The organism is Caulobacter endophyticus, from assembly GCF_003116815.1.
GTDB lineage: Bacteria > Pseudomonadota > Alphaproteobacteria > Caulobacterales > Caulobacteraceae > Caulobacter > Caulobacter endophyticus.
This window is the reverse complement of record NZ_QDKQ01000023.1, coordinates 64,885-80,181: the sequence shown is the minus strand read 5'-3', so window position 1 is coordinate 80,181 and position 15,297 is coordinate 64,885. Positions and strand designations below refer to the sequence as shown.

The window sequence follows — 15,297 nt, the reverse complement described above, 5'->3', positions numbered from 1 at the left end:
CCGCACGCTCCGATAGAGCCAGCGTCCAATGAAGGCGCGGCCGGAGGGAGGTTTCGCATGCAAGGACCACTGCGCCTGGCGCTGACGTTCGGGGTGTCGGCCCTGGCCCTGTCGATGGCCGCGCCCGTCTGGGCGCAGGCCCCGGCCGCCAAGCCCGCTCAGGAAGAGAAGGACAGCCTGGCCATCGAGACGGTCGTCGTCACGGCCCAGCGCCGCGAGGAAGCGGCCAACGACATCGGCATGCCGATCCAGGCCTTCAGCGGCCAGACCCTGCAGCAGCTGCGGGTGACCGATCCCAAGGACCTGTCGACGGTGACCCCCAGCTTCACGGTCAGCCAGAGCTACCAGGGCGTGCCGACCTACACGCTGCGCGGCATCGGCTTCAACACCATCAATCTGTCGGCCACCTCGACCGTCGGCACCTATGTCGACGAGGTCGCCTACGCCTATCCGTTCATGAACACCGGCCCGATGTTCGACCTGGAGCGGGTCGAGGTGCTGAAAGGCCCGCAGGGCACGCTCTACGGCCGCAACACCACGGCGGGCCTGGTCGACTTCGTGACCAACAAGCCGACCGAGGACTTCGAGGCGGGGCTGACGGCCGAGGCCGGCAACTATAAGACCCGCAACTTCGAAGGCTATTTCAGCGGTCCGCTGGGGCAGAAGGTTCAAGCCCGGATCGCCTTCCGGGCCGAGCACAGCGGCAAGGGCTGGCAGGTCAGCAACAGCCGCGACGAGCGCCTGGGCGAGGTGGACCGCCAGGGCTGGCGCCTGTCGCTGGCCGCCCAGCCGAGCGAGAAGGTGGATATAGATTTCTCCTACGCCGGCTGGCGCAACCGCTCCGACACGGTGGCCGCCCAGGCGATCGGCTTCACCCCGGCGACGGCGGCCAGTCCGTTCAACGCCGCGGGCCTGGTCAGCTATGTGGCCGCGAACAGGCCGACCAAGGGCAGCCAGGCCGACTGGGCGCCGCTGTCGGTGCGCGGCGCCGACGCCGGCACGGGCCTGGGAATCGGTGATCCGGCCGAGGAGGACGACCGCTTCGACGCGGCCAAGCTTCGGCTGTCCTGGCACCTTTCCGACGACGTCAGCCTGATCTCGCTGACCAGCTACAACAAGCTGCGGCGCGATGCGGTGTTCGACTGGAGCGGCGCGCCCTACGAGATCCTGGTGCAGAAGGCGCATGGCGACATCGAGTCCACGGCCGAGGAACTGCGGCTGGAGGGGCGCACAGAGAAGGGGTCATGGCTGGTCGGGGGCTATATCGCCCACGACGAGATCCTGGACATGAACCGCACGATCCTGGGCCAGAACGCCAATGTCGGCCTGATCAGGTTCTACGGATCGACCCTCCTGGCCACGCCCTTCAACAGCGGCGGCTATACCGCCCTGCAGATGAGCCAGGCGTTCCGCACCTACGAGGACGTCGGTAATATCGAAACCGACACCTGGAGCCTTTTCGCCAACGCCGACAGGGCTTTGACGGAAAGTCTGAAGCTGACCGTCGGCCTGCGCTACAGCCAGGACAAGCAGCACTATGTCGGCTGCTCGCGCGACTTCAACGGCAACATGCTGCCCAACGTCAATGTCGTGAACCGGGCGCTGTTCTTCAGCGTCTACGGCCTGGTGGCGCCGATCACGCAGGGCTCGTGCAACACCTTCGATCCGGCCACGGCCAGCTTCGGCTTCGTGCGCTCGACCCTGGACGAGGATAACTTCGCCTGGCGCGCAGCGCTGGACTGGCAGGCGTCGGACGACGTGCTGGTCTACGGCTCGATCTCGCGCGGGGCCAAGGCGGGCGCGACGCCGATCAACGCGGCCAACATCTCGACCCAGAACGCTCCGGCGCGGCAGGAGCTGCTGACAGCCTACGAGGTGGGCGTGAAGGCGGCGCTGTTCCAGCGGCGCGTGCAGGCCAATCTGGGCGTCTTCTACTACGACTACACCGACAAGCAGCTCAGCGTGTCGTTCGCCGACCCGATCTATACGGCCCTGTCGCGCCTGGCCAACGTGCCCGAAGGCATGGCCAGGGGCCTGGACGGCGACATCACCTGGCGCGCGACCAAGTCGCTTACCTTCCTCGCCTCGGCGACCTGGCTGCACACCGAGGTCCAGGGCTACACCGGCATCAACGGCGCCGGTCAGCCTCAGGACTTCGACGGACGGCCCTTTTTATACAGCCCGAAGTTCCAGGGCGGCCTGACGGCCCTGTTCGACCACGACCTGGCCAATGGCCTGAAACTGCAGGCGGCGCTGAACGGGCGCTGGCAGGGCAAGTCGAGCGCGGACCTGGAGGGCAATCCGCTGTTCGTCATCGACAGCTATGGCCTGCTGAACGGCAGCATCGGCATCTCATCGCCTGACAGCGGCTGGGAGCTGTCGCTGTGGGGCCGCAACCTGACCGACGAATACTACTGGACGGCGGTCAGCAGCAACGCCAACACGGTGGTGCGCTTTGCCGGACGCCCGCGCACCTGGGGCGCGGCGCTGAGCTGGCGGTTCTGAAGGGAAAGGCGCGACGCCGGCGGTCGATCGCGTTAAGGTCGCAGGGCTTGCCGCCTCCAGCCGCCGGACCGCCATGCCCTACGATCTGACCGCCGATCACGGTCCGGAGACAGCCGTGGCCGAATTCGAGGCCGGGCCTCTACGCTATCGCGCGGAGGTTCGTGTCACGCCGGCGGGTATCCTGGCGGTGGGCGCGCTGCTGAGCGGCGTGCTGCTCTCGACGGCGGTGATCATCCGGGCGTCGAGGGCGGCGGCCGGACGACGCTGACCTGAACGGGACTTGCGGGCTCGCTCCCAACGGTCGGTTTGTTACCTCCCACCCTCCCATGGCTTCGCCATGGTCCCTCCCTTTCTCAAAGAGGGAGGGGCTTTCAGGCCGGCGGGCGGGCGGTGAAAGCCCAGCGAACGTTCTGGCCCGGCTGCAGGGTGGCGGAGTCGACATAGGCGTGGCCGCAGCGGTCGTCGGCCTTGCGGTAGGCCAGTTCGACCAGGCCGCCGCTGGAGCCGAGCACCGAGGCGCGGGCGCGGTGGCCGCAGCGCAGGACGAGCTCGACGGTGTCGCCGTCCGCCACGGGAAAGGGCGTCTTCTTGGGTTTGCGGCTAAGCATGGCGGGAGTTCCGAAAGCTGAGGCGCCGGATCCCGGCTCACGCCTTGCGAGGCGAAAACCGGGATCCGGAGCGGGTACGACCCCACGATCGGCCTTTCAGGATTAACCACGCCTGAACAGCGGCTTAAGGCCGCAGTCTGACCTGATGGGCCAGTCGGTAGAGGGCCGGCAGCACCAGGAGGGTGAGCAAGGTGGACGAGACGATGCCGCCGATCACAACGGTGGCCAGCGGTCGCTGCACCTCGGCGCCGGCCCCGACGTTGAAGGCCATGGGCACGAAGCCGAGGCTGGCCACCAGGGCCGTCATCAGCACCGGCCTTAGCCGCGCCAGAGCGCCCTCACGGATCGCCTGATCCAGCTCCATGCCGTCCTGGCGCAGCGAGCGGATGAAGCTCAGCATCACCACGCCGTTCAGCACCGCCACGCCCGAAAGGGCGATGAAGCCGACCCCGGCCGAGATCGACATCGGCAGTCCGCGCAGCAACAGGGCCGCGACGCCCCCGGTCAGGGCCAGGGGCGCGCCGGAGAACACGATGGCCGCGTCCTTGGCCGAGCGGAACAGGGCGTAGAGCAGGCCGAAGATCAGCAGCAGGGCGGCCGGAACCACCAGCTGCAGCCGCCTGGCCGCCGAGATCAGCTGCTCGAACGTGCCGCCGTAGGTGATCCAGTAGCCGGGCGGGACCTCGACCTCGGCGCCGACCTTCTGCCGCACCTCGTCGACGAATGAGCCCAGGTCGCGGCCGCGGACATTGGCGGTGACCACGACGCGGCGCTTGCCGTCCTCGCGGCTGATCTGGTTGGGACCGATCACCGTCTGGATCCGCGCGACGTCTTGCAGGGGCACGAAGCCGCGCGGCTGGTCCAGCGAACCGGGCAGCGGGATGCGCAGCCGGCCGACGTCGTCGACCTTGCCGCGCTCGCTTTCGGGCAGGCGCACGACCACGTCGAACCGCCGGTCGCCCTCGAAGACCTGGCCTGTGACCGTGCCGCCGATGGCGGTGGCCACCACCGACTGCACGTCGTCGACATTGAGGCCGAGGCGGGCGAGGGCGGCGCGGTCGGGGGTGATCTGCAGGACGGGCAGGCCGGTGACCTGCTCGACGCCGACGTCCTGGGCGCCGGAGACGCCCTCGACGACCGCGCCGATCTTTTCGCCGACCGCCAGCAGCTGCTCGAGATCGTCGCCATGGACCTTGATCGCCACGTCGGCCCGCACGCCCGACAGCAGTTCGTTGAACCGCATCTGGATCGGCTGGGTGAACTCGTAGTTGCTGCCGGGGACCTCGGCCACGGCCGCCTCCAGTTCGGCCACGAGCTTCGTCCGAGGCTTTCCCGGATCGGGCCAGTCCTTGCGGTCCTTCAGCAGGATGAAGGTGTCGGCCACCGAGGGCGGCATCGGGTCGGTGGCCACCTCGGCGGTGCCGATCTTGGCCACCACCCGCTCGACCTCGGGGAAGCGGGCGATCCGCTTCTCCAGCGCCGCCTGCATGGCCACCGCCTGGGAAAGACTCGTGCCGGGGATGCGCATGGCGTGCATGGCGATGTCGCCCTCGTCGAGGCTGGGGGCGAACTCCGACCCCATGCGCGAGGCGGTGAAGGCCGCCACCACGACCAGCACCGCCGCGCCGGCCACGAAAGGAATGCGCAGCCGCAGGGCCGTCTCCAGGGCCGGCTCATAAAGGCGGCGGGCGCCGAGCATGATGCGGCTTTCCTTCTCCTCGACCTTGCCGGTGACGAACATGGCCACGGCCGCGGGAACGAAGGTCAGGGACAGCACCAGGGCAGCCGTCAGGGCGATGACAACGGTGACAGCCATCGGGTGGAACATCTTTCCCTCCACCCCGGTCAGCGCGAAGATCGGCACATAGACCAGCGTGATGATCAGGATGCCGAACAGCGAGGGTCGGATCACTTCGCCAGCGGCCGAGGCCACCAGGGCGAAGCGCTCGTCGCGGGTCGGCAGGCGGCCCTGGCGGTGCTGGGCTTCGCCCAGGCGCCGCAGGCAGTTCTCGACGATGATCACCGCGCCGTCGACGATCAGGCCGAAGTCCAGCGCCCCCAGGCTCATCAGATTGCCCGAGACCCCGGCCTGGACCATGCCGGTGATGGTCAGCAGCATCGACAGCGGGATGACCGCCGCCGTGATCAGGGCCGCGCGGATGTTGCCCAAGAGCAGGAACAGCACCACGACGACCAGCAGGGCGCCTTCCAGCAGGTTCTTCTCGACCGTGGCGATGGCGCGGTCGACGAGGTCGGTGCGGTCGTAGATCGGCTTGGCCGTGACGCCGGGCGGCAGGGCCTTGGCGGCCACCTCCAGGCGGGCGGCGGCGGCGCGGGCCACGGTGCGGCTGTTCTCGCCGACCAGCATGAAGACGGTGCCCAGCACCACCTCCTGGCCGTTCTCGGTGGCCGCGCCGGTGCGCAGCTCCTGGCCCAGCCCCACGTCGGCGACGTCGGCCACGCGTATGGGCGCGCCATTGCGACTGGCGACGATCACCGCCGACAGGTCGGCGATGCCCGCAGCCTGGCCGGGCACGCGCACCAGCACCTGCTCGCCGTAGCGCTCCAGGTAGCCGGCCCCGACATTGGCGTTGTTGCGCTCCAGCGCCGCGACGACGTCGGCCATGGTCAGGCCGTAGGCCGAAAGGCGCGCTGGAATGGGCGTGACGTGGTACTGTCGCTCGAAACCGCCGATGGTGTTGACCTCGGTCACCCCCGGCGTGTTGCGCAGCTGGGGCCGGATCACCCAGTCCTGCAGGGTGCGCAGGTCTTCGGGACCCCAGGCCTTGCCGTCGGGGCGGCGAGCGCCGGGCTTGGCCTCCACGGTGTACATGAAGATCTCGCCCAGGCCTGTCGATATGGGCCCAAGTTCCGGCGTCAGGCCCGGCGGCAGCTGACCGCGCGCGCTCTGCAGCCGCTCGCCGACCAGCTGGCGGGCGAAGTAGATGTCGGTTCCGTCCTCAAAGACGACGGTGACCTGGGAAAGGCCATAGCGCGAGATCGAGCGGGTGTATTGCAGGCCCGGCAGGCCGGCGATGGCCGTCTCGACCGGGAAGGTGACCCTCTGCTCGGCCTCCAGCGGCGAGAAGCCGGGGGCCTCGGTGTTGATCTGCACCTGGACGTTGGTGATGTCGGGCGTGGCGTCGATGGGCAGGCGCTGGAAGCTCCAGACCCCGACGGCGATCGCGACGGCGACGAGCGCCAGCACGACCCAGCGCAGCCGGATCGCGGCGGCGACGATATGTTCGAGCATGACCTTCGCCTCCCTCAGTGATCGTGGCTGGCGCCGGACTTCTCGATGTCCGCGCGGATCAGGAAGGCGCCGTCGACGACATATTCGGCGCCCGGCTTGAGGCCCGAGAGCACCTCGGTCCATTCGGGCGTCTGGCGGCCGATCTGCAGCATCCGCACCTCGTAGGCGTCCCTGACCTTGACGAAGACGACCTGGAAATCGCGGAAGCGCTGGATGGCCTTGGTGCGCACGGCCAGCGGCGCGGTCTGGGCGCCGACCTGGAACGAGCCCTCCACGCCCATGCCGGGCCGAAAGGCCCTGTCGGCGCCGCCGGGCAGGTGGACGTGGGCCAGCAGGGTCTGGCTGACCAGGTCGGCGGTCGGCAGAACGGCCTCGACCTGCGCCGTCAGGCGGGTGTCGCCCGACAGGCTGCGGACCTCGACCGGCTGGCCGACACGCACCTTCTCGGCGTCGCGCGGATAGACGAAGAACTCGGCGTGCAGCTTGGTGGGGTCGGCGATCACGAAGATCGGCCGCTCCATGGCCACGTCGCCGACATTGAGGTTCTTCTCGATGATCACGCCGCTGATCGGGGCGGGGATGGAGTAGGTCTGCAGGCTTTCGCTGGACTCCACGCGCGCCAGGACCTGGCCCTTGCGGACGCTCGTGCCCAGCTGGCCGGAAAGGCTCATGATCCGGCCCGGATACCAGGCGCGCACCTCGCCCTTGCCCTCGGGCGTGATCTCGACCCGGCCGGCCATGTCGACCAGCTGCGCGATCGGCGCGGGACCGGCGACCTCGGTGCGCACGCCGCCGGCCTTGGCGGCCTGCGCCGAGATGGTCGTGCGGCCCTCGTAGGACTCGTAGCGCCAGTTGCTGGTCCTGCCGCCTTGCACGGCGGACACGGCCACGTCGAACGAATGCGGCTCGGTCACGACGCCCTGGCCGCGCAGGTAGTCGCCCTCGGGCTTGAAGGAAAAGCGGTTCACCTCGCCGTCGAGACGGGTGAGGGCGATGGACAGCTGGATCTGGCCCGGCGCCAGCGGCCTGTCCTTGCGGTAGGCGTAGACGCGGAACTCCGGCTCGACCCCGTCCTCGAAGATCGTGATCTCGATGGCAAGGTCGCCATCCTGAAGCATGCGGCCGCCGTGGGGGCCGCGCTTTTCGGCCTCTTCGGCGGCGTGGTTCTCCGGCTTGGCCGGTGCGGGGCCGCAGGCGGCGAGGATAAGGGCGCCGGCGATCGCCAGGGCCAGGGGCGCGGAAGCGCGCATGAAGCGGCGGATCATCGGGCGGGCTCCGAAGCGGCAGGGATCAGGCGCGCGTGGGCGCCGGTCAGGCGGTCGAGCTGGGCGCGGTCGACCTGGAAGGCCTTCAGCACGGCCAGGCGCCGGGTCCTGGCCTCGATCAGGGCCTTCTGGGCCTCCAGCACGTCGAGATAGGAGAAGCCGCCGCGGTTGAAGCCGTCGCGGACGAGGGCGACCGTGCGGGCGTTGGCCGGCACGATCTCGTCCTGGATGCGGCGGGTCTCGGCGGCCTTCTGGGCGAGGGCGGCCTGGGTAGCGGCGATCCTGCGCTCCAGCACGCTGCGCGCGCCGGCCAGATCGAGATCGGCGGCCTGGCGCTCGGCGCGGGCCTGGTCGATGGCGCCGCGGTTGGCGTCATGGCGGCCGAGCGGGATCGACCCGCCGACCACGGCGGCCACGGCCCCGTCGTCGTTGAGGTAGCGCAGGCCGGCGCGCCAGGTGGGATCCTGCACGGCCTTGCTCTCCTCTACGCGAACGCGGGCGCCCGCCAGGTCGCGCTGGGCGTCGAGCAGGGCCAGGTCGACGGCCGAGGCTGGACCGGCCACGCGGCCGGCGACCGACAGGTCTTCCAGCGCCGCGGCGTCGATCTCGATCTCGCCGCCGCCCCAGTAGGCGCAGAGAGCCCGGCGCGCGTCGGCGGCGCGGGTCTGGGCCTGGGCCAGGACAAGACGGGCCTCGGCGACCTGGGCGTCGGCGCGGGCGCCGGCGAACAGCGGGTCTCGGGCGGCCTTCACCCGCCGCGAGACCTCGCCGCGGGCGCGTTCGGCCAGGGCCAGACGGTCGGCGGCCAGGGCGGCCTCGGCCTGCGCGAAGACGGCCTCGACCCAGGCGAGATCGGCTTCATGCAGCAGGTCGAGCACGCGGACGTCGTCGCGCAGGCGGGACAGGGGGATATCGCCCCGGGCCAGGGCCATGCGGGCGGCGCGCTTGCCGCCGCGCTCGCGGGTCTGCTCGTAATAGAGCGTGGCCTGGGCGCGATCGATCTGGGAGTAGGGGCCAGAGCCCGCCAGGTCCTCGACGTCGATCCCGACGACGGGATTGGGGCGCACGCCGGCCTGGCGCACGCCGGCCTCGGCGGCGGACAGCCGGGCGGCGAGGGCGGGGCGGGCCGGATCGGCGGCGGCGACGCGTCCAAGCGCGTCGGACAGGCTCAGGGGCGCGGCTTGCAGGGCCACGGGCGTCGCCAGGGCGAGCGCCGTGGCGAGCAGCCAGGACCGCGCGCGGCGGCCTTGGATAGCGGATAGCATGGATGATCCTCGAAACAGGTCGGAGCGCGGCCCGACGGCCGCGCGGCTTCAGGCGACGTGTGCGAGGGGGTCCTTGGGCGGGCGTTCCTGCTGCGGGGCGCCGATGCTGGTCAGCCGCTGCTGGGCGAGCGCCCAGAGGTCGTCGTCCACATGACGGGCAGCCGGGCGCGGCAGGCCTTCGAGCGAGCCGAACACCGAAGGGGTGTCGTGGTGATGGTGGTGGTGGTGCGGCGCGACCGGATCATCGCCCAGGCCGTCGGCCTCGATGATCGAGGCGTCGAAGCGGACGTCGATGGCGGTCAGGCGGCCCTGATAGACGTGGTCGTGATCTTCGTCGAGCGCGGCGACCGCGCCGGGCGGGCCATGCAGGGCGCGATCGAGGCTGGTCATCGGCGCCTGGACGACGAACACGGCGACGAGCATGCCGGCCAGAGCCGCCATCCATCGTCCCATCCGATCGCCCGCGGCAGAAACCACCGATCGCCCCAGAAACCCGGGGCCAGCCGCCCCGAAGCAGGCCCAATGTCGTCGCTCCGCGAACCGTTCGCAAGCGCGGCGATGATCTTACGTAGCCGAGGCTCCGGTCGACGGGGTCTTGGGGATGAGGAAGCGGGGCAGCAGACTGGCCACGACGCGGCGGCCCGTGCCGTCGGGCAGGCTCAGCATGTCGCGCAGGGGCGGGCCGATCAGGGCCTCGCCGAAGGCGCTGAGCGCGATGAACAGCACGGCAGCGCCGACGCCCTCGCGGGCCTGGGCGTCCTGGGCGCCCATCTTGTCGGCGATGGCCTCGACCAGGTTCTGGACGGCCGCTCGGACGGGTTCGAGGTGCGACAGGTCGCCCGACAGGGTGATCCACGCGGCCAGGCGACCCGCGCCACCGGTGTCAAATGCGTCGAAAACCGCGTTGACCAGTTCGAGCGGCGCACCCTCGTCGGTCTTCAGGCGGGCGATGGCTTCGTCCAGCGCCTGGGTGAGGTCGGAGACCATCGAGCCCATCAGCGCCGACTGCAGGCCGGCGGCCGAACCGAAGTGGTGGATGAGGTTGGCGTGGGTCACGCCGATCTCGCCGGCGACGGCAGACAATGTCACGGCATCGGGTCCGCCCCTCAGCAGCAGGGCGCGCGCGGAGGCGATCGCTTCGCGGCGCGCTTCTTCGGGCACGCGGCGTCGACGGCGGGTTGCGCTTTTCTCAATTGACATCGATGTAAATGACATTCATGTAGATAAGGCTTTTTCCTTAGGCTCCAACAAGGGGAACCGCAAGTGCAAGCTGCGCCGACCGCGCCCGTACTGCGCCCAGTTCACGGCCAGAATCGTCAACCTTCCCATGCGGCGCCTCGCCGCATCCAGCCCGTCCGGGCCATGCGGGCCTTCGGCCGGCTGGTGGCCGACAAGGAGGACACGCGGCAGGTCTTCGAGATCATGAACGCCCTGGCCGGCCGTTCGATCGAGTGGGGTTACCAGCGCCTGATGGATACGCCGCAGGGCGGCATCCAGGCCTATCAGCAGGTCGAGCTTTCCGACCGGCTGCAGGATCGTGACTGGCTGGCGGGGTTTCCCGAAGGCACGGTGGGCGCGGCCTATCTGGCGTTCATCGACAGCCGCAACCTGTCGGCCTACGGCTTGGCGGCGGAGAGCAACAAGGTCGCCGACACCGAGATCGAGGCGGCTCATCCGCGGGCCTGGTACGCCCGCCGCATCCGCGACGTGCACGACATCTGGCATGTGCTGACCGGCTACCAGACCGACGCCCTGGGCGAGGCCTGCGTGGTCGCATTCTCGCTGCCCCAGACCCGCAGCACCGGCTTTGGCCTGATCGCCGCCGGGGCCGCGGTGCAGTTCATGCGGGCCCGCACCGGCCATCCGTGCGGACGGGCCGTGCTGCAGGCCTGGCGCAATGGCCGCAAGGCCTCGTGGCTGCCGGGAGAGGACTACGAGGCGCTGATGGCCGAGCCGCTGGACGCCGCGCGAGCCCGCCTGCGCATCCCGCGGCCGACGCTCTACGAGCGCGTGCCGCCGCAAACGCGCAACGCCTATCTGGGAGGCCAGGCATGACCCGGCTTCTCGCGGGCCTGGCCTTGGCGGCCTCTGCTCTGGCCGCGCCAGCCCTGGCGCAGGACGCTGGCCTGACTGGCCGCTGGCGCACCTCGGCCGAGAACGGCCTGGTGGCCATCGAGCGCTGCGGCGAGAGCTATTGCGGCCGCCTGAAGGACGCCAAGCCGCTGCGCGCCGATCCCGATCAGCGGGATGTGCGCAATCGCAAGACCGAGCTTCGCGCGCGCCGCCTGAAGGACCTGACGGTGCTGGCCAATTTCACCGGCGGCCCGAGAATCTGGTCCGGCGGGCCGCTCTACGACCCGGAGACGGGGCAGGGCGCCTCGACCGGCACCTTGACCTTGCTGGATGACGACACCCTGGCGGTGAGGGGCTGCATCGCCCCGCTGCTGTGCCGCACCCAGACCTGGAAACGCGTGCGCTGAGCGCCGCTCAAAATGAGTAACCGGGCGGTCCGCCGGCCGCCCTCGCGTTCCGAGTAACCGACTTTGACACAAGCCGACGGGGGCCGCCCCGCCGGTCGGGGGATTGCGACCATGCTGATCTGGATTGGCGCGCTTGCGCTCATCGCTTTCGTGCTGACCTTCGTGCAGGCCAGGGCCGTGCTCTGGGCCGCAGCGACGGCCATATGGATAGCCGCCGGCTTCGCCACGGGGCTGATCGGCTCGACCACGACGCTGGTGCTGGCCGCGATCGCCGCGCCGATCGCGGTGCTGACGACCTTCCGGCCGCTGCGAGCCGCGGTGCTGTCGGCCCCGGCCATGAAGGCCTTCGCCGGGATCATGCCGCGCATGAGCCCCACCGAGCAGGCCGCCGTCGAGGCCGGCAACGTCTGGTGGGACGCCGAGCTGTTCGCCGGCAAGCCCGACTGGAAGCGACTGCTGGCCACGCCCGCGCCGAAGCTGTCGCCCGAGGAGCAGCGCTTCCTCGACATCGAGGCCGAGCACCTGTGCGATCTGTCGAACGACTGGGAGAGCACTTCGGTCTGGCAGGACCTGCCGCCGGCCGCCTGGGAGTACGCCCGCGACAAGGGCTTCCTGGGGATGATCATTCCCAAGCGCTATGGCGGCCTCGGCTTTTCGGCCTACGCCCACAGCCAGGTGGTGCAGAAGCTGTCGACCCGCTGCTCGGCCGCGGCCGTGTCGGTCATGGTGCCCAACTCGCTGGGCCCGGCCGAACTGCTGCTGCATTACGGCACGGACGCCCAGAAGGATCACTACCTGCCGCGCCTGGCGCGGGGCGACGAGATCCCGTGCTTCGCGCTGACCAATCCCTATGCCGGCTCTGATGCGGCCTCGATCACCGACACCGGCGTCGTCTGCCGGGGCGTGTGGAACGGCCGCGAGACGCTGGGCTTCCGCGTCAGCTGGCGCAAGCGCTACATCACCCTGGCGCCGATCGCGACGGTGATCGGCCTGGCCTTCCGCGCCGTCGATCCCGACGGCCTGCTGGGCCAGGGCGCCGAGCCCGGCATCACCTGCGTGCTGCTGCCGCGCGACCATCCGGGCGTCAATATCGGCCGCCGCCACTGGCCTCTGAATGCGGTGTTCCAGAACGGCCCGATCACCGGCGACGACGTCTTCGTGCCGATGGAGATGGTCATCGGCGGCCAGCCCCAGGTGGGCAACGGCTGGCGGATGCTGATGGAATGCCTGGCCGCCGGGCGCGCGATCTCGCTGCCGTCGTCGAACGTGGGCATGTCCAAGCTGGCGGTCGGCATGGTCGGGGCCTACGTGGCCATCCGCCGGCAATTCAACATGCCGATCGGCGCCTTCGAGGGCGTGCAGGAGCCGCTGGCCCGCATGGCCGGCCACCTCTACGCCTCCGACAGCCTGCGCCAGCTGGCGGCCGCGGCCCTGGATCAGGGCGAGAAGCCGTCGGTCGTGTCGGCCATCGCCAAGTATCATGTGACCGAGCGGGCCCGGATCGTCGTCAACGACGCCATGGACGTGGTCGGCGGCAAGGGCGTCTGCATGGGTCCGGGCAACTTCCTGGCCCGCGCCTACCAGCAGATCCCGATCGCCATCACGGTCGAGGGCGCCAACATCATGACCCGCACCCTGATCATCTACGGCCAGGGCGCGGTCCGCTGCCATCCCTACGTCCTGACCCTGATGCGCACCGCGCAGAGCCAGAACCTGAAGGATTTCGACGCGGCCCTGTTCGGCTATGCCGGCTTCCTGTTCCGCAACCTGGCCCGGGCGAGCGCCTTCGCCGTGACCGGCGGATTGCTGATCGGCAGGCCGGCGGGGGCCGCGCCCCAGCTTGGCCGCTACTACCGCGCCGCCACCCGCTTCTCGACCCTGCTGGCCCTGGCTTCGGACCTGTCGATGGCCACCGTCGGCGGGGCGCTGAAGCGCAAGGGCGCGCTGACCGGGCGGCTGGGCGACATCCTCTCGCAGCTGCTGATCCTGTCGAGCGCGCTCAAGCGCTTCGAGGACGAGGGCCGCCCCGCCGAGGACCTGCCGCTGGTGCACTGGGCCGCGCAGGACGCCCTGGCCCGGGCCAGCGAGGCTTGGCGGGCGCTGCTGGCCAACCATCCCAGCCGCGTCGTCGCCTTCGTGCTGGGCGCGGTCGGCGTCGGCCTGACCCGCGCGGGTCCCGACGACCGGGTCTCGGCCGACGTCGCCGGCCTGATCCAGCGCCATGGTCCGGCGCGCGAGCGCCTGCTGGCCGGCTCGTGGACGCCGCGCATCGAAGTGGACCCGATCGCCGCCACGGCGGCCGCCTTCGACCTGCATCCGAAGATCGAGGCCGTCGAGCGTCGCCTCAAGCCCGAGATCGCCTCGGGGCGCATCGCCCGCGCGCCACAGAACCTGACCCTGCTGGACGCATGGGCCGGCGAGGTCGAGGCCAGGGGCCTGATCTCGTCCGAAGAGCGCGATCTCTTCGCCCGCTTCGCGGTGCTGGCCGACATGGCCATCCAGGTCGACGACTTCCCGCAGGACTTCGGCCTGGCCGAGGGCCTGACGCGCCGGGGCGGCAAGCGCGCCGCCAAGCGCGAAAAGGTGACCCAATGACCGACCGTTACCTGGAGTTCGCCAATAGCGGCCTGGGCGGCTGGATGGTCGGCGCCCTGGGCCTGCCCAAGCCCGCGCCGCTGCAACGGCGCGCCGAGGCCGGGGCCGTCGCGGTGCAGCCCCTGCTGCTGGAATCGGCCGGGAGCGGCCGGATGACCCCTGTCCTGGAGCGCGTCGCCAGCGTCTCGGGGGCGCCCCTGCGCAGGCGCTGGTCGAGCGACGAGCGCTACGGGGGCTTGATCTTCGACGCCTCCGACTGCGTGGACGTGGCCTCGGCCCGGGCGCTTTACGGCTTCTTCCACCAGGCGGTGCGCTCGGTGGCCGAGCACGGCCGGATCGTGGTGATCGGTGTTCCGCCCGAGACGACGGCGACCGCCGAGGCCGAGGCGATCCAGCGGGGACTGGAGGGCTTCGTCCGCTCGCTGGCCAAGGAGGCGCGGCGCGGCATCGGGGTGCAACTGCTCTATATCGCCCCCGGCGACGAGGAGGCCGCGGCCAGCACGCTGGACTTCCTGCTGTCGCCGCGCTCGGCCTATGTGTCGGGCCAGGTGGTGCGGGTGGCCGCGCCCGGGGTGTCGGGGGACGCCAGGCTCGGCCATGCCGGCCGGCACGTGCTGGTCACCGGCGCCTCGCGGGGCATCGGCGAGGCGATCGTACGATTGTTCGCGGCCGAGGGCGCGCGGGTCACGGCTCTGGACGTGCCGGCCGCGCGCGAGGACCTTGAAGGCCTGGCCGACGAACTGGGCGTCAGGCCGCTGGGTCTGGACATCACCTCGCAGGAGGCTGCTGCGGCCCTGGTGACGGCGGCGCGGGCGGCGGGCGGCTTCGACGTGGTGGTGCACAACGCCGGCATCACCCGCGACCGCACCCTGGCGCGGATGGACGCCCGCGAGTGGGACAGCGTGATGGCCGTCAACCTCGGCGCGCCACTGGCCCTGACCCGGGCGCTGCTGGAGGCCGACGCGATCCGCCGCAACGGCCGCATCATCGCCGTCTCGTCGCTGAGCGGGGTGGCCGGCAACATGGGCCAGACCAACTACGCCCTGTCCAAGGCCGGCTGGATCGGGGCCGTGCGCCGCCTGGCCCGCGACGGCCTGGGCGAGGGCGTGACCATCAACGCCGTGGCCCCAGGCTTCATCGAGACCCGCATGACCGCCGCCATCCCCTTCGCCATCCGCGAGGCCGGGCGGCGGATGAACAGCATGGGGCAGGGCGGCAGCCCGGTCGACGTGGCCGAGACCATCGCCTGGCTGGCCCATCCGGCCAGCGGGGGGGTCAACGGCCAGGTGGTCCGCGTCTGCGGCCAAAGCCTGCTCGGGGCCTGAC

The 15,297-nt window shown here is 70.7% G+C and carries 12 protein-coding genes; 6 read left to right on the top strand and 6 right to left on the bottom strand.

Features of this window, described 5'->3' with window-relative positions; translation table 11 throughout:
• Positions 1-57 precede the first annotated feature (57 nt).
• Together DDF67_RS04485 and DDF67_RS04480 are read left to right on the top strand one after the other, a co-directional pair.
• A complete protein-coding gene (locus DDF67_RS04485; RefSeq protein ID WP_109099732.1) occupies positions 58-2,505 on the top strand; it encodes a TonB-dependent receptor in 2,448 nt (815 codons plus the stop codon).
• A gap of 73 nt (positions 2,506-2,578) precedes the next feature.
• On the top strand, positions 2,579-2,773 hold the full coding sequence (locus DDF67_RS04480; RefSeq protein WP_109099731.1) for a hypothetical protein: 195 nt from the start codon (positions 2,579-2,581) through the stop codon (positions 2,771-2,773).
• A gap of 103 nt (positions 2,774-2,876) precedes the next feature.
• Here DDF67_RS04480 and DDF67_RS04475 read toward each other — a convergent pair whose 3' ends face one another.
• The 6 genes from DDF67_RS04475 to DDF67_RS04450 all read right to left on the bottom strand — a co-directional run bounded on the left by DDF67_RS04475 (position 2,877) and on the right by DDF67_RS04450 (position 10,096).
• Positions 2,877-3,113, bottom strand: a complete 237-nt coding sequence (locus tag DDF67_RS04475) for a hypothetical protein (protein ID WP_109099730.1) — start codon at positions 3,111-3,113, stop codon at positions 2,877-2,879.
• Positions 3,114-3,237: 124 nt separating this feature from the next.
• Positions 3,238-6,366 carry an efflux RND transporter permease subunit gene (locus DDF67_RS04470; RefSeq protein ID WP_109099729.1) on the bottom strand — a complete coding sequence of 1,043 codons (3,129 nt, stop codon included), beginning with the start codon at positions 6,364-6,366 and terminating at the stop codon, positions 3,238-3,240.
• A gap of 14 nt (positions 6,367-6,380) precedes the next feature.
• Positions 6,381-7,631: an efflux RND transporter periplasmic adaptor subunit gene (locus DDF67_RS04465; protein WP_109099728.1), complete on the bottom strand. Its 1,251-nt coding sequence runs from the start codon at positions 7,629-7,631 to the stop codon at positions 6,381-6,383.
• The gene (locus tag DDF67_RS04460; RefSeq protein ID WP_109099727.1) at positions 7,628-8,896 is read right to left on the bottom strand and encodes a TolC family protein; all 1,269 of its coding nucleotides are present in this window, start codon (positions 8,894-8,896) and stop codon (positions 7,628-7,630) included. Before DDF67_RS04460 ends, DDF67_RS04465 begins: the two co-directional genes overlap by 4 nt.
• Before the next feature lie 48 nt (positions 8,897-8,944).
• Positions 8,945-9,337 carry a hypothetical protein gene (locus DDF67_RS04455; RefSeq protein ID WP_109099726.1) on the bottom strand — a complete coding sequence of 131 codons (393 nt, stop codon included), beginning with the start codon at positions 9,335-9,337 and terminating at the stop codon, positions 8,945-8,947.
• Positions 9,338-9,460: 123 nt separating this feature from the next.
• On the bottom strand, positions 9,461-10,096 hold the full coding sequence (locus DDF67_RS04450; RefSeq protein ID WP_109099725.1) for a TetR/AcrR family transcriptional regulator: 636 nt from the start codon (positions 10,094-10,096) through the stop codon (positions 9,461-9,463).
• A gap of 162 nt (positions 10,097-10,258) precedes the next feature.
• Here DDF67_RS04450 and DDF67_RS04445 point away from each other — a divergent pair, with 162 nt between their 5' ends.
• From DDF67_RS04445 to DDF67_RS04430, 4 genes are all read left to right on the top strand, one after another.
• Positions 10,259-10,951: a Coq4 family protein gene (locus DDF67_RS04445; RefSeq protein ID WP_109099724.1), complete on the top strand. Its 693-nt coding sequence runs from the start codon at positions 10,259-10,261 to the stop codon at positions 10,949-10,951.
• Positions 10,948-11,376, top strand: coding sequence for a DUF2147 domain-containing protein (locus DDF67_RS04440; protein ID WP_109099723.1), 429 nt, complete (start codon positions 10,948-10,950; stop codon positions 11,374-11,376). The genes DDF67_RS04445 and DDF67_RS04440 overlap by 4 nt, the downstream gene beginning before the upstream one ends.
• A 111-nt stretch (positions 11,377-11,487) precedes the next feature.
• Positions 11,488-13,971: an acyl-CoA dehydrogenase gene (locus DDF67_RS04435; RefSeq protein ID WP_109099722.1), complete on the top strand. Its 2,484-nt coding sequence runs from the start codon at positions 11,488-11,490 to the stop codon at positions 13,969-13,971.
• Positions 13,968-15,296, top strand: coding sequence for a 3-oxoacyl-ACP reductase (locus DDF67_RS04430; RefSeq protein WP_109099721.1), 1,329 nt, complete (start codon positions 13,968-13,970; stop codon positions 15,294-15,296). Before DDF67_RS04435 ends, DDF67_RS04430 begins: the two co-directional genes overlap by 4 nt.
• The last annotated feature ends 1 nt before the right edge of the window (position 15,297 follow it).

What these genes read in the sequence shown, in the direction of transcription:
- DDF67_RS04450 (WP_109099725.1), bottom strand. Translation starts at nt 10,096, where the DNA reads ATGTCAATTGAGAAAAGCGCAACCCGCCGTCGACGCCGCGTGCCCGAA.
- DDF67_RS04470 (WP_109099729.1), bottom strand. Translation starts at nt 6,366, where the DNA reads ATGCTCGAACATATCGTCGCCGCCGCGATCCGGCTGCGCTGGGTCGTG.
- DDF67_RS04445 (WP_109099724.1), top strand. Translation starts at nt 10,259, where the DNA reads ATGCGGGCCTTCGGCCGGCTGGTGGCCGACAAGGAGGACACGCGGCAG.
- DDF67_RS04465 (WP_109099728.1), bottom strand. Translation starts at nt 7,631, where the DNA reads ATGATCCGCCGCTTCATGCGCGCTTCCGCGCCCCTGGCCCTGGCGATC.
- DDF67_RS04475 (WP_109099730.1), bottom strand. Translation starts at nt 3,113, where the DNA reads ATGCTTAGCCGCAAACCCAAGAAGACGCCCTTTCCCGTGGCGGACGGC.
- DDF67_RS04455 (WP_109099726.1), bottom strand. Translation starts at nt 9,337, where the DNA reads ATGGCGGCTCTGGCCGGCATGCTCGTCGCCGTGTTCGTCGTCCAGGCG.
- DDF67_RS04480 (WP_109099731.1), top strand. Translation starts at nt 2,579, where the DNA reads ATGCCCTACGATCTGACCGCCGATCACGGTCCGGAGACAGCCGTGGCC.
- DDF67_RS04435 (WP_109099722.1), top strand. Translation starts at nt 11,488, where the DNA reads ATGCTGATCTGGATTGGCGCGCTTGCGCTCATCGCTTTCGTGCTGACC.
- DDF67_RS04440 (WP_109099723.1), top strand. Translation starts at nt 10,948, where the DNA reads ATGACCCGGCTTCTCGCGGGCCTGGCCTTGGCGGCCTCTGCTCTGGCC.
- DDF67_RS04485 (WP_109099732.1), top strand. Translation starts at nt 58, where the DNA reads ATGCAAGGACCACTGCGCCTGGCGCTGACGTTCGGGGTGTCGGCCCTG.
- DDF67_RS04460 (WP_109099727.1), bottom strand. Translation starts at nt 8,896, where the DNA reads ATGCTATCCGCTATCCAAGGCCGCCGCGCGCGGTCCTGGCTGCTCGCC.
- DDF67_RS04430 (WP_109099721.1), top strand. Translation starts at nt 13,968, where the DNA reads ATGACCGACCGTTACCTGGAGTTCGCCAATAGCGGCCTGGGCGGCTGG.